Annotated in this window: 22 protein-coding genes and 1 tRNA gene; 15 read left to right on the top strand and 8 right to left on the bottom strand. The window is 39.4% G+C overall.

What is annotated here, in order from left to right; translation table 11 throughout:
- Nucleotides 1-185: 185 nt before the first annotated feature.
- Complete coding sequence (locus ACXACJ_RS22640) at nucleotides 186-458, top strand: hypothetical protein (protein WP_475136718.1); 273 nt, start codon at nucleotides 186-188, stop codon at nucleotides 456-458.
- An 18-nt stretch (nucleotides 459-476) separates the two neighbouring features.
- Here ACXACJ_RS22640 and ACXACJ_RS22645 read toward each other — a convergent pair.
- Both ACXACJ_RS22645 and ACXACJ_RS22650 read right to left on the bottom strand, forming a co-directional pair.
- Nucleotides 477-550: transfer RNA gene (locus ACXACJ_RS22645), tRNA-Asn, on the bottom strand.
- Nucleotides 551-650: 100 nt separating this feature from the next.
- Nucleotides 651-1,898 (bottom strand): NRAMP family divalent metal transporter, encoded by a 1,248-nt coding sequence (locus tag ACXACJ_RS22650; protein ID WP_475136719.1) that lies wholly within the window; start codon nucleotides 1,896-1,898, stop codon nucleotides 651-653.
- Between the two features lie 202 nt (nucleotides 1,899-2,100).
- Between ACXACJ_RS22650 and ACXACJ_RS22655 the strand changes: the two genes are divergently transcribed.
- The 6 genes from ACXACJ_RS22655 (at nucleotide 2,101) to ACXACJ_RS22680 (ending at nucleotide 8,388) form a co-directional block, all read left to right on the top strand.
- The gene (locus tag ACXACJ_RS22655; RefSeq protein WP_475136720.1) at nucleotides 2,101-2,526 is read left to right on the top strand and encodes an Hsp20/alpha crystallin family protein; all 426 of its coding nucleotides are present in this window, start codon (nucleotides 2,101-2,103) and stop codon (nucleotides 2,524-2,526) included.
- Nucleotides 2,527-2,680: 154 nt separating this feature from the next.
- Nucleotides 2,681-4,147, top strand: a complete 1,467-nt coding sequence (locus ACXACJ_RS22660) for a trypsin-like peptidase domain-containing protein (protein ID WP_475136721.1) — start codon at nucleotides 2,681-2,683, stop codon at nucleotides 4,145-4,147.
- Between the two features lie 157 nt (nucleotides 4,148-4,304).
- Nucleotides 4,305-5,855 carry an L-piperidine-6-carboxylate dehydrogenase gene (gene amaB, locus ACXACJ_RS22665; protein ID WP_475136722.1) on the top strand — a complete coding sequence of 517 codons (1,551 nt, stop codon included), beginning with the start codon at nucleotides 4,305-4,307 and terminating at the stop codon, nucleotides 5,853-5,855.
- 239 nt (nucleotides 5,856-6,094) lie between these two features.
- On the top strand, nucleotides 6,095-6,622 hold the full coding sequence (locus ACXACJ_RS22670) for a phage tail protein (RefSeq protein WP_475136723.1): 528 nt from the start codon (nucleotides 6,095-6,097) through the stop codon (nucleotides 6,620-6,622).
- Nucleotides 6,623-6,628: 6 nt separating this feature from the next.
- The gene (locus ACXACJ_RS22675) at nucleotides 6,629-7,153 is read left to right on the top strand and encodes a phage tail protein (RefSeq protein WP_475136724.1); all 525 of its coding nucleotides are present in this window, start codon (nucleotides 6,629-6,631) and stop codon (nucleotides 7,151-7,153) included.
- Between the two features lie 77 nt (nucleotides 7,154-7,230).
- Nucleotides 7,231-8,388, top strand: a complete 1,158-nt coding sequence (locus ACXACJ_RS22680) for an ABC transporter substrate-binding protein (RefSeq protein WP_475136725.1) — start codon at nucleotides 7,231-7,233, stop codon at nucleotides 8,386-8,388.
- Nucleotides 8,389-8,420: 32 nt separating this feature from the next.
- Here ACXACJ_RS22680 and ACXACJ_RS22685 read toward each other — a convergent pair whose 3' ends face one another.
- A complete protein-coding gene (locus ACXACJ_RS22685; protein WP_475136726.1) occupies nucleotides 8,421-9,245 on the bottom strand; it encodes a hypothetical protein in 825 nt (274 codons plus the stop codon).
- 99 nt (nucleotides 9,246-9,344) lie between these two features.
- Entirely contained in the window at nucleotides 9,345-10,292 is a 948-nt protein-coding gene (locus ACXACJ_RS22690) for an aldo/keto reductase (RefSeq protein ID WP_475136727.1), read from the bottom strand.
- Nucleotides 10,293-10,574: 282 nt separating this feature from the next.
- On the opposite strand from ACXACJ_RS22690, the gene ACXACJ_RS22695 reads away from it, so the two are divergent.
- From ACXACJ_RS22695 to ACXACJ_RS22730, 8 genes are all read left to right on the top strand, one after another.
- Nucleotides 10,575-11,711, top strand: coding sequence for a PqqD family peptide modification chaperone (locus tag ACXACJ_RS22695; protein WP_475136728.1), 1,137 nt, complete (start codon nucleotides 10,575-10,577; stop codon nucleotides 11,709-11,711).
- Nucleotides 11,708-12,655 carry a glycosyltransferase family 2 protein gene (locus ACXACJ_RS22700; protein WP_475136729.1) on the top strand — a complete coding sequence of 316 codons (948 nt, stop codon included), beginning with the start codon at nucleotides 11,708-11,710 and terminating at the stop codon, nucleotides 12,653-12,655. Before ACXACJ_RS22695 ends, ACXACJ_RS22700 begins: the two co-directional genes overlap by 4 nt.
- On the top strand, nucleotides 12,655-13,413 hold the full coding sequence (locus ACXACJ_RS22705; RefSeq protein ID WP_475136730.1) for a radical SAM protein: 759 nt from the start codon (nucleotides 12,655-12,657) through the stop codon (nucleotides 13,411-13,413). The genes ACXACJ_RS22700 and ACXACJ_RS22705 overlap by 1 nt, the downstream gene beginning before the upstream one ends.
- A gap of 14 nt (nucleotides 13,414-13,427) precedes the next feature.
- Nucleotides 13,428-13,709 carry a PqqD family protein gene (locus ACXACJ_RS22710; RefSeq protein WP_475136731.1) on the top strand — a complete coding sequence of 94 codons (282 nt, stop codon included), beginning with the start codon at nucleotides 13,428-13,430 and terminating at the stop codon, nucleotides 13,707-13,709.
- Between the two features lie 34 nt (nucleotides 13,710-13,743).
- Nucleotides 13,744-15,657: an asparagine synthase-related protein gene (locus ACXACJ_RS22715; RefSeq protein WP_475136732.1), complete on the top strand. Its 1,914-nt coding sequence runs from the start codon at nucleotides 13,744-13,746 to the stop codon at nucleotides 15,655-15,657.
- 210 nt (nucleotides 15,658-15,867) lie between these two features.
- The gene (locus tag ACXACJ_RS22720; RefSeq protein WP_475136733.1) at nucleotides 15,868-16,041 is read left to right on the top strand and encodes a paeninodin family lasso peptide; all 174 of its coding nucleotides are present in this window, start codon (nucleotides 15,868-15,870) and stop codon (nucleotides 16,039-16,041) included.
- Between the two features lie 4 nt (nucleotides 16,042-16,045).
- Nucleotides 16,046-17,161, top strand: a complete 1,116-nt coding sequence (locus ACXACJ_RS22725) for a PqqD family peptide modification chaperone (RefSeq protein ID WP_475136734.1) — start codon at nucleotides 16,046-16,048, stop codon at nucleotides 17,159-17,161.
- Entirely contained in the window at nucleotides 17,158-18,138 is a 981-nt protein-coding gene (locus tag ACXACJ_RS22730) for a hypothetical protein (RefSeq protein WP_475136735.1), read from the top strand. The genes ACXACJ_RS22725 and ACXACJ_RS22730 overlap by 4 nt, the downstream gene beginning before the upstream one ends.
- 462 nt (nucleotides 18,139-18,600) lie before the next feature.
- Here the strand turns inward: ACXACJ_RS22730 and ACXACJ_RS22735 are convergent, their stop codons facing one another.
- The 4 genes from ACXACJ_RS22735 to ACXACJ_RS22750 all read right to left on the bottom strand — a co-directional run bounded on the left by ACXACJ_RS22735 (nucleotide 18,601) and on the right by ACXACJ_RS22750 (nucleotide 21,863).
- Nucleotides 18,601-18,855: a hypothetical protein gene (locus ACXACJ_RS22735; protein ID WP_475136736.1), complete on the bottom strand. Its 255-nt coding sequence runs from the start codon at nucleotides 18,853-18,855 to the stop codon at nucleotides 18,601-18,603.
- 71 nt (nucleotides 18,856-18,926) lie between these two features.
- Nucleotides 18,927-19,223 (bottom strand): hypothetical protein, encoded by a 297-nt coding sequence (locus ACXACJ_RS22740; RefSeq protein ID WP_475136737.1) that lies wholly within the window; start codon nucleotides 19,221-19,223, stop codon nucleotides 18,927-18,929.
- Nucleotides 19,224-19,385: 162 nt separating this feature from the next.
- Complete coding sequence (locus ACXACJ_RS22745) at nucleotides 19,386-20,594, bottom strand: hypothetical protein (RefSeq protein ID WP_475136738.1); 1,209 nt, start codon at nucleotides 20,592-20,594, stop codon at nucleotides 19,386-19,388.
- Nucleotides 20,595-20,615: 21 nt separating this feature from the next.
- Nucleotides 20,616-21,863, bottom strand: coding sequence for a multicopper oxidase family protein (locus ACXACJ_RS22750; protein ID WP_475136739.1), 1,248 nt, complete (start codon nucleotides 21,861-21,863; stop codon nucleotides 20,616-20,618).
- Nucleotides 21,864-21,906: the final 43 nt, after the last annotated feature.

The raw sequence follows: 21,906 nt of genomic DNA on the forward strand, positions 1-21,906 counted from the left end.
TAAGATGAGTTTTTTCTTTTTAGAGCCTGGGCAAAGGTTATGGAGTATTTGTTAGCCCCAAAAATAAAGATCGAGGATGTTTTAAGTCGATTTCTGTGTATATCACCCCTCCTGGTAATCCTTTTCAATACTATGGTGTTGCGGATTCTGGTGCCGAATCGTAAAATGAAGAACGCGAAAATGGAATGCCTGTCCAATTTTCAGCATATTCTTACCAAGTCAGTGGTTCTCAAACCCAAAAAAAAGTAGGGTGGAATGAAATCGATTTTGAATCGTTAAACATTCCCTTGCCATCAGATAAATTTTTAGAGATTCTTTATCCTTTGGATGAAGGAGTTAAAAGTGCGTGGGAACACAAAGTCAAAACCTATTATGCTAATGTTTTAGGGGTATACCGCGAAACCAATATAAAGAAGATGAAACAGGTTGATTATTGCTTAGAAAACAAAAAAAGCTAGCATTTCTGCTAGCTTTTGCTCCTCCTCTTGGGCTCGAACCAAGGACCCTCTGATTAACAGTCAGATGCTCTAACCGACTGAGCTAAGGAGGAATTTTTATGTTTTTGTTTCACTCTTCTTGCGAAACGGAGTGCAATATTAGCTGTTGGTTTTTTATCTTCCAAAACCTTTGCTGAAATTTTTCAGAAAAAATTACAAGAAGTACACTACGATGTAAATAACAGCGAAAACGCTTAGGAAAACAATGCCTGCCTTTGCAAGTAAATCAAGCTTTTTGCCCGGTTTGTAGTCATCGGGAATTTGTTTCGAATTTATCACCTTGTAGTTGATGATGGCAATTACCGGAGCTATAACAAACGATAGAGTGGTGGCTAAATCAACCAGATCTTTCAAGTTTGAGGCAAGCACCTTAATGAAGATGAACGAAACCACCACAATTATCGCCATTGTCCAAGTGTAAGCGGCTCTTTCTTTCGCTTTTGGAAAGAAAAGTAGTCGGCTTGTTTCTCCCATTGCTCTTCCGAATCCATCCACAACCGTGATGGTAGTGCTAAACATGGTGCTAAATGCAGCTGTTGCAATAATAAAATATGCCCAGTTGCCTAAGGCCGAAGTGTACAGGCTCACAACCTGATCAGAAAAAACAGTGGAATTGTTCGAGAGCTCAATGCCAGTTCCGTACATCACTTTCGCGCCTAACGTAAGAAAGCAAATAGCCAAAACCGCAGTAACGATATAGCCAAAATTGAAGTCGGCTAGGATTTCTTTCAGCTTGGGTGTGTAGCCAGTTTGTTTCATGCGTTCGATGGTCCAAAGGCTGTTCCATGTAGAAAGGTCAACCGCGGTGGGCATCCATCCCATAAGCGCAATGATAAAGATGATGCTATCTCGCTCCATAATGTCCTTTGGAACGAAACCTTCCACAGGAGTTGTCGGGCCTTTTGCTAATGCGCCAAAGAAGGCTACTAGAGTCGAAATGAGTAATACGGCTCCAATGATTTTAAGCATAGAATCTAAAATGCTATACCTTCCTAAAGCCAAAAGGAGAAAACAGAAAACGAGGATAATTCCCGATACCAAAGAAGGGTCTAACGTAATGCCCGTAAGGTTGTTGAACATGCCTGCGGTAACGAAGGTAACCGCGGCCGAAACGGTAAACATAGAGCCTAAACTCAGAATAAAATAGACCCAAAGAATCCATTTCCCTTCGGCTAAATAGCCTTCGAGCAGATTTTTTTTGGTTGCCGCGGCAAATCGCGATCCGAACTCAAAAAATGGATACTTAAAAAGGTTGGCTAATAAAATGAAGGCGACCAATTGAAAGCCGAAATCCGCTCCAGCCCTTGTTGACTGAACCAAGTGGGATACGCCAATGCAGGTGCTGGCGAAAAGAATACCCGGGCCAAGAGCCTTAAGTGTGTTTTTAAAATTGAAATCCATAGGTGCAAAACCTTAAAAATAGAGAAAGTTTAGCAGTAGTCATATGTAATTTACTTGACTTAATCCGGTCATTGTGTCTTGATTTTGTGTGTTTTAAAAAATAAACAAGTCATATTGTCTTGTTTTCTTGAAAAATTCCGAGTGGTATGATTTTCACATATGGGAGGTCATAAAGATTGAAAAAAACAAAAACTATAATATTATGAACTTAATTAGAAGAAACTCGGACTGGTTGACTCCCGCTACAATCGACACTTTCTTTGATCGATTCTTTAATGATCCCATTCAGCAGAATGGCTCTTCGTTTTCACCTAAGGTTGATATAGCGGAAACTAAAAAAGCTTTTGAAATTCAGTTGGCTGTTCCTGGTTTCAATAAAAGCGATTTCAACATTGATTTGAAAGAAGGAAGATTGACAATTAGTGGTGAGAGAAAGTTTGAAAAGGAAAACAAAGAGAAGAATTATTATGCTGTGCAAACAGAGTATGGTAAGTTTTTCAAAAGCTTTCAGCTGCCAGATAATGTGAAAGCAGAAGGTATTGAGGCATCATATGAAAATGGGATTCTTGCCTTAAATATTCCAAAAGATGAGGTTAAGAAACTCGAGTCTAAAATTGCAGTGAAATAAGGTTTGTGTTGTTGAGTTTAGATTGTAAAAGCCCCGAGAGATCGGGGCTTTTTTGTTAAATGCTGTTAAATACTGTTTGAAATTCAATAAATTAGAACACGCTCAAAAGTTTAGGCGTTATTAACTGCCGAGTGGAACATATAAATTGAGGTGTATGAGCAAAAAACAGTTTTTTTTAGGAATGTTGATGTCTTCTCTTTTAGGAGGTCTCGTTGTGTTGTTGGGTATAGGGTTGTTTGCCTCGGGTGATGATGTTTCTGGTTTTGGAAGCATAAATGAAGGTAGGTCAGTAACTACAAGTTTCGATAAGGCAGATGATGTTCCTAGAAATTACATTGTTCCCGAGGGTGTCAATTTTATAAGTGCTTCTCGAAAAATTGTTCCTGCTGTAGTCCATATCACCAATCGTTCCAAAATAAAAAGTGATTCTAAAAGCTGGAGAAGGATGTTCCGCAGTGGTGGTCGCTATAGAATGTCAACAGGTTCGGGGGTTTTGATTTCTCAAGATGGATACATCGCCACCAATTATCATGTGGTGGAAGACGCTGATGAGCTTGAAGTAAGGCTGGACGACAACAGGCGATTGGAGGCCGAAGTTGTCGGTACGGACCCCGATACCGATTTGGCGCTAATCAAAGTTAAAGCAAGCAATCTTCCCTTCGTGGGCTTTGGCAATTCCGATGATGTAGAAATTGGAGAATGGGTTTTGGCGGTTGGAAATCCCTTCGATTTAAATAATACAGTGACTGCAGGCATTATTAGCGCAAAAGCAAGAAATATCAATTTGATTACAAGTCCTGAAAACCGCTATGGAATTGAATCCTTTTTGCAGACTGATGCCGTAGTGAACCGAGGAAACAGCGGTGGAGCATTGGTGAATTTGGAAGGGGATTTGATCGGAATCAATACTGCAATCGCAACAAACACGGGCACTTTCAATGGCTACTCTTTTGCCGTTCCTTCTATTTTGGTGAAAAAGGTGATGGACGATTTGCTAGAATTCGGAGAGGTGCAAAGAGGTTTATTGGGCGTCACCATTCGTGATGCTGATGGTATTGATACCAAAGAACTTTCTGGCGTACGTATTATGGGAGTTAATCCTGGGGGTGCGGCAGATAAAGCAGGTTTAAAAGAAGAGGATGTGATTGTTGGGGTTGATGGAAAAGAAGTGAAAACCACTAGCGAACTTCAAGAGCTAATCGCTAGAAGAAGGCCTGGAGATGCGGTCGCCATTCACTTTAAAAGAAATGGAAAAGAGAAAGATGCTTCTTTGGAATTGCAAAAGAAAGAAGATTTGATTCCTATGGAAGTAATTCAGCCCGAAGAAGTTTTTGAAGAAATCCCCTTGACTTACGAAATTGAAGGAGCCACTTTTAAAAACATAGATTCAGCAATAAAGCGCAAACTTAGAATGGAAGAGGGTGTTCAGATTGCAGAATTGGGGTCTGGCGCTTGGAAAGAAAGTGGAATAAAAGAAGGTTTTGTAATTACTAAAGTAGGGGATGAAGATATTCGCGACATCTCTCAGTTACAGAAAATATTGGACACAAAAACACAGGATTTCTTCGTGATGGGTAAATATCCTGACGGAGAGAAAAAGTATTACAGAATAAGTTGGTAGTTTACTTTTGAAGAAATTTGAAGCCCTTTGAGTGTGTTAGCTTGAAGGGCTTTTTTGTTGGGCGAACTTTTTCGTAGAGGGGATTTCTCTTTTCCTTTTTGCAGTCCTTTGAAATTTGACGTAACTATGAAAATCTAAAAAAGACACACGAAACACTATGGAATTACAAAAGGATTTCGGTCTTGAAGAGGCCCTTCAGAAATTAAATGTTCAATCTAAAAATAACGGAACATCTACTGGTTCAAATAGCTTTGGATCAGGAAATACTTTCAGTTCGTTTTCGCCAGTAAATGGCAAATTGATTGGTGATGTTTCCGCAACAACTCAAGAAGAATACGAAAAGGTGATTGCCACGGCTCAAAGTGCTTTTAAGCAATGGAGGGAAGTTCCTGCGCCAGTAAGGGGCGAGGTAGTTCGTCAATTCGGTCAAAAACTCAGGGAATACAAGGCAGATTTAGGTAAGCTTGTTTCTTACGAAATGGGGAAATCTTATCAGGAAGGCTTGGGCGAAGTTCAGGAAATGATTGATATCTGTGACTTTGCCGTAGGGCTTTCCCGCCAGCTATACGGATTGACAATTAAGTCAGAGCGTCCTGCGCATCATATGCAAGAGCAATATCACCCGTTGGGAATTGTAGGCATCATTTCAGCTTTTAACTTTCCTGTTGCCGTTTGGGCGTGGAACACCGCTTTGGCTTGGGTTTGTGGGGATGTTTGTATTTGGAAGCCTTCGGAAAAAACTCCGCTTACGGGAGTGGCTTGCCAAAACATAATTGCAGAGGTGTTAAAAGATAATGGAATGCCAGAAGGCATCAGCAACTTAATTCAGGGTGATTATAAAGTTGGTGAATGGATGACTAACGATAAAAGAGTGCCTTTGATTTCGGCTACGGGTTCAGTCAGAATGGGTAAAATTGTTGGTCAAGCTGTGGCGGCTCGTTTGGGCAAATCTATTCTTGAGCTTGGAGGAAATAATGCGATTATTGTTACTCCTGATGCCGATATTAAAATGACAGTGATTGGTGCCGTTTTCGGAGCGGTAGGTACTGCTGGGCAACGTTGTACTTCAACCCGAAGGTTAATTATTCACGAAGATGTTTACGAGACGGTGAAGGATGCCGTTGTCAAAGCGTATGGCCAGTTGAAAATTGGAAATCCGCTGGATGAGAAGAATCATGTTGGCCCTTTGATTGATAAAGATGCTGTTGCGAATTATGAGAAAGCGATCAGTGCGGCTAAAGATCAAGGAGGTAAAGTTTTGGTTGAGGGCGGTGTGCTTTCGGGAGAAGGTTACGAAAGTGGTTGCTATGTGAAGCCTTGTATAATAGAGGCTGAAAATCATTTTCAGATCGTTCAGGAAGAAACCTTTGCCCCTATCCTTTATGTGCTTAAATATTCTGGAGGAATTGAAGAGGCACTTGAGTTGCAGAATGGCGTTGTGCAAGGTTTATCTTCAGCCATTATGACCAACAGTATGCGAGAAGCGCATCTTTTCCTTTCTGCTTCTGGTTCCGATTGTGGAATTGCTAACGTTAATATTGGTACTTCTGGTGCGGAGATTGGAGGAGCTTTTGGAGGAGAAAAAGAAACAGGTGGAGGAAGAGAATCAGGTTCTGATGCTTGGAAGGCCTACATGAGAAGGCAAACTAATACCATCAATTACTCTACTGAGTTGCCTCTAGCGCAGGGAATAAAATTCGATTTATAGAAATTGTGGACAAAATTTATATTAATAAAAGGGGTGATGTTTTGCCCCTTTTTTGTTTCTGTCTCATTTTAATTAATTGATTTAGTTCAAATTGGCTGTTTCTTCAGAGTTGTTTTTGTTTTTTGAATTAATAATACAACATCATTTCTGTGTTTTAAGCATATTTTTTTGATAATTCTCTTGATAATATTTGTATCTTATCAGCACTTTTAAATTACACTTTAACAAAACACATTCTTATGGATACTCCATTTTTAGGACAAATTCAGCCCTTTGGATTTAACTTTGCGCCAAGGAATTGGGCAACCTGTGATGGGCAATTATTGCCTATTGCTCAAAACACAGCTCTTTTTTCCCTGTTAGGGACAACTTACGGAGGAGATGGTAGAACAACATTTGCTTTACCTGATTTAAGAGGAAGGTCTATGATTAACGTAGGGACCGGGCCTGGCTTAACCCCGATTAACTGGGGACAAAGAAGTGGTAATGAATGGACTACTTTAACTGTTAGCAATATTCCCCCTCATTCTCATACAGGTAATGTGGTAGCAGAGAGGTCTCCTGCTACTCAAGCGAATCCAGAAGGGCGTATGCTTGGTGGGACTTCGGTTTATGTTGACCCTAACCCTGCTAATAACAAGAACTTATCTACCTCATCACTTACAATAAATAATACAGGAGGAGGACAAGATTTTTCGAATCGCTCGCCTTATTTGGGGGTTTATATATGTATCGCTTTACAAGGAATTTTTCCATCAAGAAACTAAATAATTATGGAACCATTTTTAGGACAAATTCAACCCTTTGGTTTTGGTTTTGCGCCAAGAGGGTGGGCAACATGTAGTGGACAATTGTTGCCTATTGCACAAAATACAGCTCTTTTTTCTCTTTTGGGAACAACTTACGGAGGAGATGGCAGAACGACTTTTGCTTTACCGGATCTTAGAGGTAGAGAAATGGTACATGTGGGAACAGGCCCAGGTTTAACCCCTATTAACTGGGGGCAAAGAAGCGGTAATGAATGGACTTATTTAACCGTTTCAAACCTGCCTTCACACAATCATACTGGTTATGTAGTAGCGGAAAGGTCCCCTGCTGATCAAGCTAATCCAGAAGGGCGTATGCTTGGTGGGGCTCTGGTTTATGTCAACCCTAACCCTGCTAACAATAAGAACTTGGCGTCTGATTCTGTCGTGATTAATAATACAGGTGCTGGTAGCCCCTTTAGCAATAGAAGCCCTTACCTGGGTGTTTATATCTGCATTGCTCTTGTAGGTATTTACCCATCTAGAAATTAATAGAAAATACTGATAGTCGGCTTGGGTCGGCTATCTTTTAATTTTTACTTTCGCTAAAACCAAATTGATTTTTAAATATGAGTTTACGAATAGGCTTTGTATTGCCGAATTCAAACTTCATTGTGGGGGTTTCTCAAGACATTGTTAAAGCCTTTAAGCTAGGGCTTCAAGAAGAAAGGGAAGATCAACAATATTTTGTAGAGATTGGAGGTTATAATGCCGATCTCAAAATTGTAAAGGAAAAAATTCAGTCCTTAATCATTAAGGATGACATCAACGTAATTTTTGCTCCATTAAATATTTCTTTAATTCCAGGTATTCAAGATTTACTTGTTTCTAATGGAGTGTTACTAATTGGTAATTGGATGGGCGAAGATTTTTTTCATCCAGAATATTTTGGTGAAAATACTTTTGTGAACGGCTTTGGAGCATGGAAGTCGAGTTGGCTTCAAGGTTATTTTTTAGGAAACGAAATTGGTAAAAGTTCTTGTTCTGCCAGCTGTATACATGAAGGTGGATATGGTTTTCCTTTGGCTTTCAACCTTGGTTTTGAAGCTGCAGACGGAGTTATTGAACAGGCTGTAGTTTCTCATCAGAATGCTAGAACAGAATCTCCAGAACCGCAAATTCGTGAGCTAATTCAGAATAAGACCGATGTGATTTCGGCTTTTTATTCGAGTAAAGAAGGGATTTCATTCTTAAACACTTGGAGCCAAATTGATGGTGAAAAACCTACTTTGTCTGGCAGTTATTCAATGTACAATGATGACGTGCTAAAAGAAACTGGCAATGCAACTTTAGGTCAATATACTGTGGGCTGTTGGGATCTGCATTCTGAAAACGAAGCCAACACAACCTTTGTACATGCATTTAAGGGATTAACCGGTAAGGTGCCTCATGAATACGCATTAATGGCTTACGAAAGTGGAAGCTTATTAAAACAAGCCATGAAAGCCTTAGAAGAAGATGGGAAAGGAGCTTCTGTAGAAAACTTAAAGAAGGCGCTTTCTGAGGTAAAGTTTGATGGTCCAAGAGGTGAGATTGGCTTTTCAGCTGAGGGTAATTCTGTAGAAACTCCCCACCATCATTTGTTTCAAATCGTTGAAGACAAAGACGGTGTGAAGCGAAAGTGGGTAAAGGAATTGGATACGCCCCAGGCTTTTGACGATATGATAGAACAGTTAAAGGAGAATATGTTAAAACAAGGGTGGACTAATCCGTACCTTATCGCTTAAAAAGAAAGGGATGTTAATACATCCCTTTCTTTTTATTCGCAGTTTGTATCTTCTAGGTTTTCATTCCAACAGTGCCAAATGTTGTCATTGTAATGAGTTTCAGATTTTACTTTCCCTACTCTGGTTTCTTGATTATAAAGAATGGATAAGTCGTAGCCTTCTTGGTTTTTGCTTTCTATTGTAACGGCATATCGGTGTGTGAAACCATTTTCTGAACTCAAACCATAAGCAATTGAACTGCCTTCTTTATCGGAATTGACATCTACCAAGGTATAGGTAGAACTTACTGCCTCCCCGTCTATTCTATCCCAATTGATTCTTAATACAGGCCTTGGTGCTGAAGGACTTTTATAGAGTGTCCAAAAACCTCCTGTATTGTTGATGTTAAACTCACCCTCAAACCAGAGAAAATCGTCAAACTTTCCCTCTGAGGATAGGTACATTTTCCACATCACTTTATTGTTGTTGTCACTCCTTTTGGCATAAAGGGTAGCAGATATTTCTTGATTAGCTACAGATACACTGTATTCGGATTTCCACTGCTGATCGGTTTTTAGATATTCAAAATTATGATTGAACGCTTCATTGAATGCCGCCACAGGAATAGCTAAATCAACGGCAAGAAAGCTTTGCCAGAAAATCACGTTACCTGCCGCAAATTGAAAATTGGAAACTCCATTAACTGTTGTGCTTTTTTCTTCATTTGAGGAGAAATTCCCCATATCTGAAGACATTGATGACTTTGGGGGAAGTTCTGGAGGGGTTGTGGGTTGTTCGTCTGCTTGGTCGGAACAGGCAATCATGGCCGTTAATATGGCCATGAAAGCACATAATGTGAAGATGGAAAACTTTTTCATGACTAAGGATTTAAAGGGTTATGCTTTACAAAATCCAAAGGGCATGCCATCAATTACTTTGACAACAGAATGAGTGCAAACATTGCTGCTTGCTCGGACTTATTGATTCCAAAGTAAATCTCTGGTGTAATAACCTCCTTCTCTTTCCCAGAACTTACCGTCTAAGAAACGATAGCCTTGATCAAGTGAATTGATTCGTGTCATGTCTTCATCAGAAATGTTGATTTCATATGAAGCTAAGTTGGCTTTAATTCTTTCAGGGTTTACAGATTTTGGAATCACAGCTGTGCCTCGTTTTTCTGCCCATTTAATCAATATCTGCGCTGGGTGAACTCCATGTTTTTCGGCAATCTCTTTAATCACTAGATTTTGAAACATGTCTGGTTCGTTGCTGTCTCTGCCTTGTCTGTCTTTTGAACCTAGGGGCGAATAAGCTGTATAAAGAATTCCATTTTCCTTACAGAAGTTGAAAAGGTCGTTTTGTGCAAGTAAAGGATGAGATTCTACCTGGTTCATTTCTGGCTGAATGAGGGCTGTATCCATCAATTTCAGTAGCTTGGGAATATTGAAATTCGATACACCAATGTGTTTCACGAGCCCTTTTCCTACCATTGCTTCCATAACCTGCCATGTATCCGCTATAGGAAGCTCCTCTAGCGTTGCAAAGTCTTCGGCTGTTTTGGGTGATATCGTTCCTCGTTGATGGGCAATAGGCCAATGGATCAAATAAAGGTCTAAATATTCCAACTGAAGTGCTTCCAAACTTTCGCTGAGAGCCTTTTCTACATCGTCAGGATGGTGGAAAGCATTCCAGAGCTTGGAGGTTACAAAAAGATCTTCCCTTTTGATGTCACCATCAGAAATGGCATCTTGAAAAGCTTGGCCGATTTCTTTTTCGTTTTGGTATATCCATGCACAATCAATATGAGTATATCCGGCTTTAATAGCTTCTCTTACCGCTTTATAAACCTCACCCGGTTCTGATTTCCAAGTGCCAAGGCCAATAGCGTCTAATTTGTCTCCGTTTCTGAAGGTAAGTTGATTCATTAGATTATGTGTTTTAATGTATAGAAGTATGATAGGTCAATAATTTTTCAACTGCTTCAATCCCTCAACGGTTCAATTTAATACTTAGAATATTGAGATTTCTTGGACATTCTTTATTGCTGGGATTTTTTCGTTGAGCAATGCGAAATTCGAATATGTAAATTTCTTTTTGAGATGGTCGGTAGTAACGTTGAATCGTTCTAGTGAATGCGCTCACGACTGAAATTCTCGTCAAATCTTGATTGCGAATCAATTAAATAAGCTACTTCTTTACAGCCAGAAATGGCTGACTCTATAAAACCTACTGATAACTTTTTTTACAAAAGGAAACATACTGCGATTTATGCAAAGAATTCTGTGAAGGTAAAAGTGCCTTCAACAGATAAGCTTATTGATTTGGATGATTCTGCATTGGACATTTGGGATGCTTTGGAGTATCCATCTACAGTTTCCAAAATAGCATCGTCAATTGCTGCTCAATATGGCATAGAGCCCTCAACTGTCGAAGGTCATGTCACAAATTTTATCTCTCAGCTAGAGGGGCTTGGCTTGGTCGAAAAACTTGAATCTGAGCCTTCAGCAATAGAACGGGCAAGATTTTCCTATCTGAAACTTTTAAAACGTTCATTAGTAAATGCGTTTTATCCTGAACATGAATTGCGTCTTGATAAAACTCTTTCTGATCAGGATTCTGATCATTCCAGCCTAGAGTGGACAAGGAAGATGAGGGACATCCGTTCAAGGTATCCGGAGGAGTTTGAGGCGATGGTTTCGGCCAAACGAGATGCGCACTTTGGTAATCATCCTAGCTATTTTCCTCATACAATGATTGGGTTACAAAGACTCGACAATCTAGAATATTGTGCTGAAACCGTATTTGCGGAAAATATACCAGGGGATTTTATAGAAGCTGGTGCTTGTCAGGGTGGAGCAACTGTTTTTCTCAGAGGTTTACAGGTTACACACAAGCAGAGTCATCGCAAAACTTGGGTGGCGGATTCCTTTCAGGGCTTGCCTCCAGCAGAATCAGAAGTTGACGTAAAATATGGGGTTGATTACCCTGACGATAAATGCCAGATTTTAACCTTTGATGGCCAGTTGGTGCGGGATGTTTTCTCACAATATCAACTTCTAGATGATGGAGTGGAATTCTTAGAGGGCTGGTTTGAAGAAACCCTTCCATCTGCTCCAATAGATCAAATTGCCATTTTACGAATCGATGCGGATTTGTATAAATCCACTAAATGCGTTTTGGATACGCTTTATCAGAAGGTGTCTTCTGGTGGTTTTATCATCATCGATGATTACGGATCTTTCCCTAGTTGCAAATTAGCGGTTGACGAATTTCGGGAAGAAAACCAGATTGCATCACCATTAGAGCAGATTGACTGGGAAGGGGTTTATTGGAGAAAGGAATGATGGTCGAAAATAGTACCGCACAGCCAAAAATTTCGATTCTTATGCCAATGTATAATGCTGAAAAGCATTTAGCAAAGGCCATAAAATCAATTCTAGACCAATCATACAGCAATTTTAAGCTGATCATTCTGGATGATGGATCAACCGATAGTTCAAAGTCCATTGCAGCTGATTTTGCAGCAAATGACCCGCGAATACAGCTAGTAAGTCTTCCGCATATTGGTTTGTCGCTAACACTGAACAAAGGAATTGAACTGGCAGATGGAGATTGGATTGCCCGAATGGATTCTGATGACATTGCCATGAAGAATAGGCTGTCTACGCAGCTCGATTGGGCGATTGAACATGGGCTGGATGTGTGTGGTAGTCAAGCGCGAACTTTTGGAAAGGAGCAGCGTCAGTGGTGGTTTCCTGAAACACATGAAGCGATTGCAAATGAATTAATTTTTCGTTGTGCTCTCTTGCATCCTACTGTCATGGTGAAGGCTGAAGTTCTGAAAAATAATCCTTACGACCCCAAAGCCATTTTTGAGGATTATGAGCTTTGGTTAAGACTTGTGGGTAAATACAAAATGGGGAATATGCCGGTCCCCTTGATCAGGTATCGAGCTCATGACCAACAAACGCACAAGTTGAATAGTGCTGAAATCAGAAAGGATATTGCCAAGTTTCGGTTTCGTTATGTGTTAACCCGATTTCCGGAGACCACTTTGCAAGATTATTTGGTGCTCGCAAAAGTAGCTGAGGGACAAGCACTTTCTTCTCTTGAAGAATTCAGTAAGGCAGGGGAATGGCTAGTGCGATTGTCCGATCTTCCCGATCGAAATTTGAGGCAGCGCATGTCTTTGAGGTGGCGTCAAACATGGCAGAAATTCACAATGAAGGACAAGGAATTGGATAAGATTTTCTTTCAATATCAAGAACACTTTGAATCAGCGTACTGATGGGAAAAACTGAATTTGAGATAAATACCAGAAGGCTAGAAATAGAAATTACCTCCGAATGCAATTTGAGCTGTTTTGGGTGTAACAGGTCATGTCAGCAAGCTCCTATTTCGCTGCACATGACTATCGATCAGGTGAAAAAATTTATCAATCAATCCCTTCAGGCCGATTGGACGTGGAACATTATTAGCCTTCTAGGTGGAGAGCCTTCGCTTCACCCCAGAATTCTTGAAGTTTTAGAATGCTTAAAAGAATATAAAAAGCAACGCCCTTGTGTGGTAGAATTGGTGACCAACGGTTTCGGAAAGGAAGTGCAAGCTTTTATTGATGCTGCGCCAGGGTGGGTTCAAATTTATAACACACGAAAAATAGGTTGCAATCAAGATTTTAGCCCTTATAACGTGGCTCCTAAGGATCTTGATTTGCCTACTGATACCGATTATTCAGTGGGTTGTTCAGTGCCAGAAGAGTTTGGTATGGGGTTGACTACGAATGGGTTTTATCCCTGTGGGCCAGGAGCTAGTTTAGATCGCATTTTTGGTTTTGATATCGGAATCAAGGATTTAAGCGAAGTGACCGAAAAGGCAATGAGGAATCAGATGAGCACTTTATGCCAATATTGTGGCCATTTTTTGTCCGATGGGCCTTCGCGAGGAAAGGATATACCTGAGGGAGCTGAAGGTAAAACGCAGACAAAGAGTTGGCAAGAAGCCTATCTTAATAGCAAAACCAGTCCGCCAAAAATGTCAAATTATTAAATCAGATAGCAGTTATGGATATTTCATCTTCTCAGAAATTTTGTCGTATGCCCGAAGTTATGGCCGTGCCGCTTGAGGAGGGTTGTGCTATGATGGAAATGGAGACTGGCCGATATTTCTCTCTGAATGAGGTTTCAGAAATGGTTTGGAATTTACTTTCTCAACCTATCTCCCTTAATGAAATTTGTGAAAGAATGACAGAGGAATACGATGTGAGCTTTGAAACCTGTCAAACACAAGTATCTGGGCTTCTTCAACAAATGAGAACCTTCAATTTGATTGAAGAAAAGGACTGATTGCAAGTCTATCCTTTTTCAGAAAGTGCCAATAATGAGACTGATATTTGGAATAGTTAATACGGAACAACAGGCGATTGATCCTGCGGATATGGATCAGATTAGCACTTTCGTTGAGCGCAATTTAGGTTATAGAACTAAGGTTCAATATTCCGAAAATGCAGTATTCGGCATAGCCGCCCCTCTTTCTGAAAAAACTGAAAATATTCAAGTCTTTGAAAGTAATGATCGCAATGGACTTTTCACGGTTGAAGCTCGTTTGGACAATAGGTCGGAACTAGCGGATAAGCTTAAGCTAAACAGCTCCGAAAAACTGAAACTGACAGATCACGAGCTTGTCCATTTGTGTTATAGAAAATGGGGCAAAACTACACCTGAAAAACTGTATGGTGATTGGCAATATGCCGCTTGGAATGTTCAAGAACAAGAATTGATATTGGCCAGAGATCATTTGGGGTTGACAAGTTTGTTTTATGCTCACAAGCCTCCGTTTGTAGCTTTTTCTTCTTACTTACCTGCATTAATGGCTCTTTCTTGGGTGAAGCCCGAGTTGAATTCAGAGAGTTTAGTGCGTTTTTTAGGAAATAACCCAGGTTCAGATTGGGCACGAACCTGGTTTAAAGGGGTGAAATCAATCCCTCATGCACGTTTTGTTAAGTTTTCTACGGTAGGAGAGAGTACTCATTCTTATTGGGATTTACGAAATATCCAGAAGCGAAATACCTCTCTTTCTCAAGATCAAGTACACGAAGAGTTTATATTTCATTTTAATCAAGCCATTAAAAGCCGTTTGCGCGAAACTGCCTCTGTAGGAACAACGCTCAGTGCAGGATTGGATTCCTCTTCAGTAACAGCATTGACGGCTCAGCAATTGGCTTTCGAAGATAGATCGATAACGTCATATACATCGGTGCCTTATTATGCTTCACCGAAATGGATATTAGCCAATGAATGGCCAATCGCGCACAAGGTAGCTCAAGAATTCCCGAACATACACCATAAATCACTTTCTTCAGAGGGGATATCACCCATAGCCGCTATTCGAAATGCAGTGGATTTAGGGCTTGAGCCCATCCCGGGACCAGGGGCTTTGTATTGGTTGTTTGACTTGATAAATACATCCAATAAAGATGGTTTAGATATATTGTTGACGGGGGCTGTTGGAAATGGAAGTATTTCTTGGAGTGGAGGAGCCAATCGTATTTATGAGAGTGCTTTCAAAGGAAAGTTTGCCAGCGCTTTAAGTGGTGTCTCTGGCTATGCAAGGCAAGAAAAAATTTTATGGCCTAAGGCGGTTTATCGGAAACTTATTAGACCAATGACCAATGATTTTTCCTTGAGGTTTGGTCGAAATAACCATGGGCGTCCTAAGGTCGTTCAGGAGTTTTCCTATTTGAAAGAAGATTTCTTTGAAGCAAGTAATGGATTTCTTGCTCAGGAAGTAGGTTCCGATAACCGATTAATTATGCCTGAAGAAGAGCGTTTGGCGATTTTGGAATTAGGTGCTTTGGGACATAGTCGATTGTGGTGTGTGAGTAATCTACAGAGTGGAGTAAAGATGGTTGATCCAACAGCAGACATTCAACTGATTGAATTCTGCTTTTCAATTCCTGAACCGTTTTATGCAAATAAGGCCGGAGAGCGAATGCTTATTCGAGAATCTATGAAGGGCGTTTTGCCAGATTCAGTGCGGTTAAATACTCTTAAGGGGAAGCAATCTGCCGATTTGTATGCTAGAGTAAAGCAAGTAGAGAATGAACTTATGAGTGAATTTGAGGAATTGAGGGGAGATTCTTTTGTAAGTTCCGTTATTGACTTCGAAGCTATGGAAAGAGCATGGAGGAACATTCATTCTAATTCTGGCTATAAACAAGAATGGATAATTACTCATAAGATTCTTCGCGTTTTGATGGTAGCGAGATTTCTCTCAACTCATACTGTATATTAAATCGAAAGGAAATTCCGAATTCCTCGAAAAAATAGAATTAGAGAAAATGCTGTCGGTTTTGACTTCTTTTATTTTTCCTCGCATCACCTAAGTGGTAAATTTGCTCTTATGTTATGCGTTTTTTTTAATAAAAAAGCAATTGTACTTATTTCTTGATATATTTGAGACTTATAATTTTTTAAGTAAAAACTACCTAAAACACCATTTAAGATGAATAAGGAACAAATAGGAAATGCCAGCGAAGATCATAAAAATGAGAACGAAGGTATCCAAAACGGTAACACTAAAAAGCAGTGGAAAGAACCGACTTTTGAAACGCTTGAGATGAAAATGACCGAGGCCGATTTCTCAGGTAATGGGGCAGATATGAGTTTTTATTCATAATAGGATGAACTTTTACAGAAGGTCTTCCTTGCAGGTTTTCTGTAAGGAATCTTCTCTTTTATTCAGCACCAATAAGGGCCATCAGAAGTTGGCCTTAAAGGATACTGGGCTTCGCATTTGGGAGTTGTTAGAGTATCCTACTTCTAAGGAAATACTTCTCCAGAATCTGTCGATCGAGTATGGCGTTGATTTGAACACGCTTGATCAGTCAGTAAGTCCTTATTTGAAATCTTTGAAGGAAGCTGGAGTACTCGAGGAAGTGCCTGAAGCTGTGGAGGATTTTTCGGAGGTTTACCGTTATTTAAATCTCCTGAAAAGGAATTTAGCCAACTTCCTTTATGCTGAGCATGAGTTAAGAATCCACTTTGCCGACACGGAAAAATTCCAAGTATTAGAAAACAAGGCTGAAAAAACTCGCTACCTAAGAGATATAAGGTATCGTGAGACAGAGGCCTATGGCAAATTGATCGCTAACAAAGTAGCTATTGGTTTAGGCGGTGGTGTCAATTACTGTTTCCCTCATACTATGGTCGGTTTAGCTTCATTGGATAACATTGAACGCTGTGCTGAGCATGTTTTTAGAGAAGGAATAGAAGGGGATTTCTTTGAAGCAGGCGTTTGCCAAGGTGGAGCGGCTGTTTTTATGAGAGGACTTCAACAGGTGTATTCTCAAAGTCACCGTAAAACATGGCTTGCCGATTCATTTCAAGGTTTGCCAGAAAACAGTCATCCAGAAGATGTTGAATCTGGTATCGATTGGCGCGAATTCAATTATCCGCATTTTACTTTCAACAAAGATACGGTTCAGGAATTATTCCAGAGATATGACCTTTTGGATACGAATGTTGAGTTTTTGGAAGGTTGGTTCTCTGATACTTTGCCAAATGCTCCTGTCGATAAAATCTCCCTACTCCGTATAGATGCGGATATGTACGAGTCCACCATGCAGGTGCTTGAAAATCTATATGAAAAGGTTTCCAGTGGAGGCTTTGTCATAGTAGATGATTATGGATTTTTATCTCCATGCCGAAAAGCTGTTGATGAATTTAGAACTGCAAACGGTATCGAAGAGCCCATTCATTTTGTAAATCATTCTTGTATTTACTGGCAAAAAGCGTGAATAAAGGCCCACGTTTTGGTACTGCCGAAAAGAAGGAGAGCGCAACGTACCTGATTTTTGGTCTTTTTGTGCGCAGCACGTATGAACTTCCTTTTGCTTCGGTTTCAGGTAAAGTAGAGGCTGATCTCCATTTGGAATTTGAGTTCCTTCCTGAACAACGATACAATGAAGGCAAATCACCAGGGGTATATCTCTCTAAAGTTGAGGAACATTATCATGTCCTTTACCTAAATCCTAAAGGAGAGTCTTTGCTGTTCATAGTTTCAATCGATGAATCGATGATAAAAGTGCAGCGGAGTTTTGAGGAAGCTCACGATTGTCTGGCCGGCCTTCTAGGTACTGCAATCCCCTTGTTTTTGAGGTTGCGTAGTACATTGCTTATTCATGCGTCAGCACTTAGGACGTTCTCTGGGGTAGGTTTTCTTGTTGCGGGAAATTCTGGAGCTGGCAAATCAACACTCACATCAATGCTAGTGAAAAGGAATGTGTCGCTATTAAGTGATGATTGTTCTTTGGTTGATGTAAAACTAAACACAGCAACTGTTCGGCCTGGTTTTCCTTTGCTTAAACTTTCTCTTGAAACCATTGAGCACCTCAATCTCAATGCTATTTCTAGAATACCTGTATTTAAAACTGTAGAAGGGAATACGGAGCACTGGCTAAAATTGGAACAATGGTCGGGGTCATTTTACGACAGTTCGGTAGATGTGAAGGTCATTTACATTTTAAGTGGCCGTTCTAAAGAACTGAAAGCACCCAAGATTGAATCGGTCACTGGTTTGGAAAAACTACAGATTCTAACCGAATATCTTTATGGAAACCCGCCTTTATCAGATCAGCTAAAGAATGTTTTTGCCAAGTGTGGCCAATTAGCTTCTCAAGTAAGAATAGCTAGAGTGTACATGCCTGATAATCTAGAGTGTTTAGAAAATTCGGCTGTAGCCTTATTGGCAGATATAGACTGTGCGCAGACCTGAGTTTGACAATTAGCCCAGTACTCTTGTTGTTCTTTCTCAGTAAGTGAATTTTGATCTTAGCTTTTTCTCTCAATTTGATCATTGAATACACCCTATGTATATGCCATTAGGTTAAAAGAATCTACTGCCTTACCCCAACTCCAACAAAACCACATTCTCCACGTGATATGTTTGTTTGGCTGAAAAACACTCATTAGAGGCCGTAAGAGGTTTTTTTACGCTGAAGGCTTGTGCGTGGACAAGTTTCAGACAAAGCCATGTACGTTTCTCAGTGTTTTCTCAACTCAGTTGGGAAATAAATGGGAAATGCTTCTCATCTTTTGAAAAAAAAAGCAATGGATGAGAAATAAGGAGTACATATACTCAATGAATATTTGTTCGTTAAGGAACATCCTTTACACAAGTTATAGATTAGGGTTTACACTAAATTAGTTTCTAACCTTACTGATTGTTCCTTATTTCTTAATTCATTTTCTTAAAGTAACCTAAAAATACGTTTCTATAAAATACTCTCCAGATTCCACCTCCCATTTCTAAAGCCCCAATGTATTTTCCTTGTAGAGATGCAGATACATAAACCCGGTTGTGAGAACCCCATCTCACTGATCCGTTCTTGGTCACTTTGAGTACTCTCATCTCTGATTCGTACTCAAAGTTTGGTATTCTTTCGGGGAATGGTCTGGTCTTAAAATCATGGAAAGAAGCAGGTGTTTTCATATTCAGGATTTCGTGTGGTCTTACATGGTTATATTCTTTTACAAAACGATTTAAACGCCTTTGTTGAGCTTTTAGATCATGGGCTGAAGTTTAGCGCAAGCAGCTTTTAAATCACGGTGCATGCGCTCATGCCTTCCGTTTTGTTCAGGGTGCGAAGGGTCTGAATAGACAGGCATAATTCCAAGTTCAATGAACCAATAAGAGAGTTCGGTAAAACGTTGTATTGCCTTTACCCATGGAGGGACTGCCATTGTCGGTATGGATTTGTTTAGGGATGCCATACGTTCTAAAAACCCTTGTAAACTCTCGCTGTACCGTCTTACGGTCTTGTCATTTTTATACATATCTACATGTTTGTGTGTAGGCATATTTTAGGACGGGTCATAATGGTGCTCAACGGTCAAGTATAAAAGCAGTAGCGGATTTCAAGGCGATTACCTGTCCGGTTACTACCAAAGTTTATAAATTGCACAAGCTTTGAATTTACCACTTCACCCGCTATTGCTTTTATACAATGTTGTGGGGAGTACTTACTTTATATACCCATGTTCTAAGTTCAAGATTGAGTTTCTGTCATCAAACTGATTATTGAATATTTTATTGAAGGAGAAAGATAATCCTACTTGAAATCTATGTTGGCTTTTACCTAGCAAAGGAATTAACTCACCTCTGTTTTCGTGATACCTGTATTGAACCAAAAAGTCAAAATTGTTACCTATTCTGTAAAACATATTTGTAATAAGAACATACTGATTGGCTCCACCATTAATCTCAGATAATGACTTGTAACCACCACCTATTGATATCTGATAATTAGGACGTTCAAGTTTCCTGTTTAAATAACGAACCATTCCAAAAAATGATTGGCTTTTGCTCCTTGTATAATCATCATAACTCGTTATATCTGAAATACCATCAATTCCAAAATTTGTTATGTTCATTAATTTAAAATCAACGAAATGAACAGGATCAGGGTGAATATTTAACGCTACATAGCTGGCTAGATTACTTAAATAAGTGTTTGAGCCTGGTGAATTCGGGTTTTCAATGTCAAAGTTTACCGAACTTACCCCAATTTCTTTTATAATTTCCCTTTTCCAAACCTGACTTTCAGGCACTCTATAAACTATTGAACCTCCTATACCATTTAAAGAATAGTCATTCGGGTTACTGAAAGATTGATAGTTTTCACCATGTAATGTTACATATAACCGATTCTTGAATATACGGGTGTACTCAAGAACATTTGCATATTGGTTGTCTTCTGTGTTAATGCCACTTGAGAATGGATTTAAAATATAATTAAACTGCATTACATCATCATCACGAAAAGTAGTAAACGAACCCAATGTTGTTTGGGTAGTTGTGCGCCCAATTGTGATTATATTCTTTTTATTTTCAACTCTCGCCATTATTTGATTGTAGAAAACCTGACCCAGTCCGGTATTTGCATCAGGAAAAGAAAATCCCAAAACCATTTGACCTCTCCATCCCTTATATAGTTTCTGTCTAGCACCAATCATAAAATAACTATCCGAAAAATCAGAAATGGTTCTCTCTCCTTCATTCAACACTGGAATGTCTAAGGATGGAGTGCCTTTGTTTGAAAAATAATTGCCTGTTGTAATGGTTTTAAAACCGATTTCTATTTCGGGTAATAAATCTTCACCTCTTCCTTGACCATATCCTTGCATAAATATTAACCCAAGGAATACTATTGTTAATTGATATTTTTTCATTTCTTCTTTATTTATTGGTTATTATTCGTCTAAGGCAATTTTGGGTAGCTTGTCATCGCCCATTAGCATACTCTTCATATTTGAATTCATATTCATCCCTGTATTTTTATACATTGGGTTTCCAGAATACTTAGAGATAATCAATTCATCTTCAGGTAAATCTTCATAAACCAGAGCTAACAAATTTCCACCTGGGTACAGACCATTATTAGTCACTTTACGGGTGTCATGGTCATGAAATGTCCATATACCTCTATTGTTTCCTTCGATAATAATATCGTAAGTCTTTCCTGGTGTAAGGGGTACTGTGTTTCTTTTCCAAGGTTGTGGTATAGGAATACCATCATCAGCTACCATCCAAAAATCATGACCATGTAAGTGTAAATTATGTATTTCAGCACCAGCATTTATGAGTTGAACACGAATATTTTCACCAGATTTAATGAAAAGATATGGTGTATCAGGATAAGATTTTCCATTTACTGTAAACCAATCAGCCTGTGGAATTCCTGCAGGTGCACGTCTGTTTAAAGCGTATGGTGGTTCCCATCCATTTTTAATAGATTCATTTAATTGGTCATGATTATTAAAGACTGCCCAACGTTCATGGTCAAATCTTCCTTTACTCATTAAATAAGAACGTTCATCCATGCGCTCCAACATTCTATTCATTTCTTGCCTGATAAAGTTTACATCGTGGGCAGAATAAATTAATGTATATTCTCTCTCATAAGGGAATTGCTTTTTAATGGTATCATTAGGGTCTTCAACTATTAAGCTACCGAACATGCCAGCTTGCATATGTAAAACGGTTCCCCAATGACAATGATAAAAATGGGTCCCTATAGGTTTTGCTTCAAATTCATAAATAAATTCATTATTGGGCATTACACTTAGTTGTGTTACCATTGGTACTCCGTCCATACGCCAAGGTACGTGCATTCCATGCCAATGAATGGTGTGATTTAATTTTGACTTATTCTTAAATTTAACCCTGACTTTATCACCATAATTCACTCTGATTTCTGGCCCAGGCACCATATCGTTAAATGCCAATGTGTGAAATGAGAAACCTGGTGCCGGTTCTTGTATTTTGACATCAACATAAAGTTCAAACTCTTTCCATTCTCCATCTTGTTTGAATGGTAAGGGTTGTGGAAATTTTGTCTTTAATAATTCTTTGCTCTCCTTAGCGAGCAGATTACCCGGGAAAAATATCATCCCTGCTGTGCTTAATGCACCTGTTGCAATGAAATCGCGTCTGTCCATAATTATTGTATTTATTAGTTCATAATGTAATTAATTGTTTCTT

The sequence above is a fragment of the Roseivirga sp. AWQ4_251 genome (assembly GCF_056158225.1).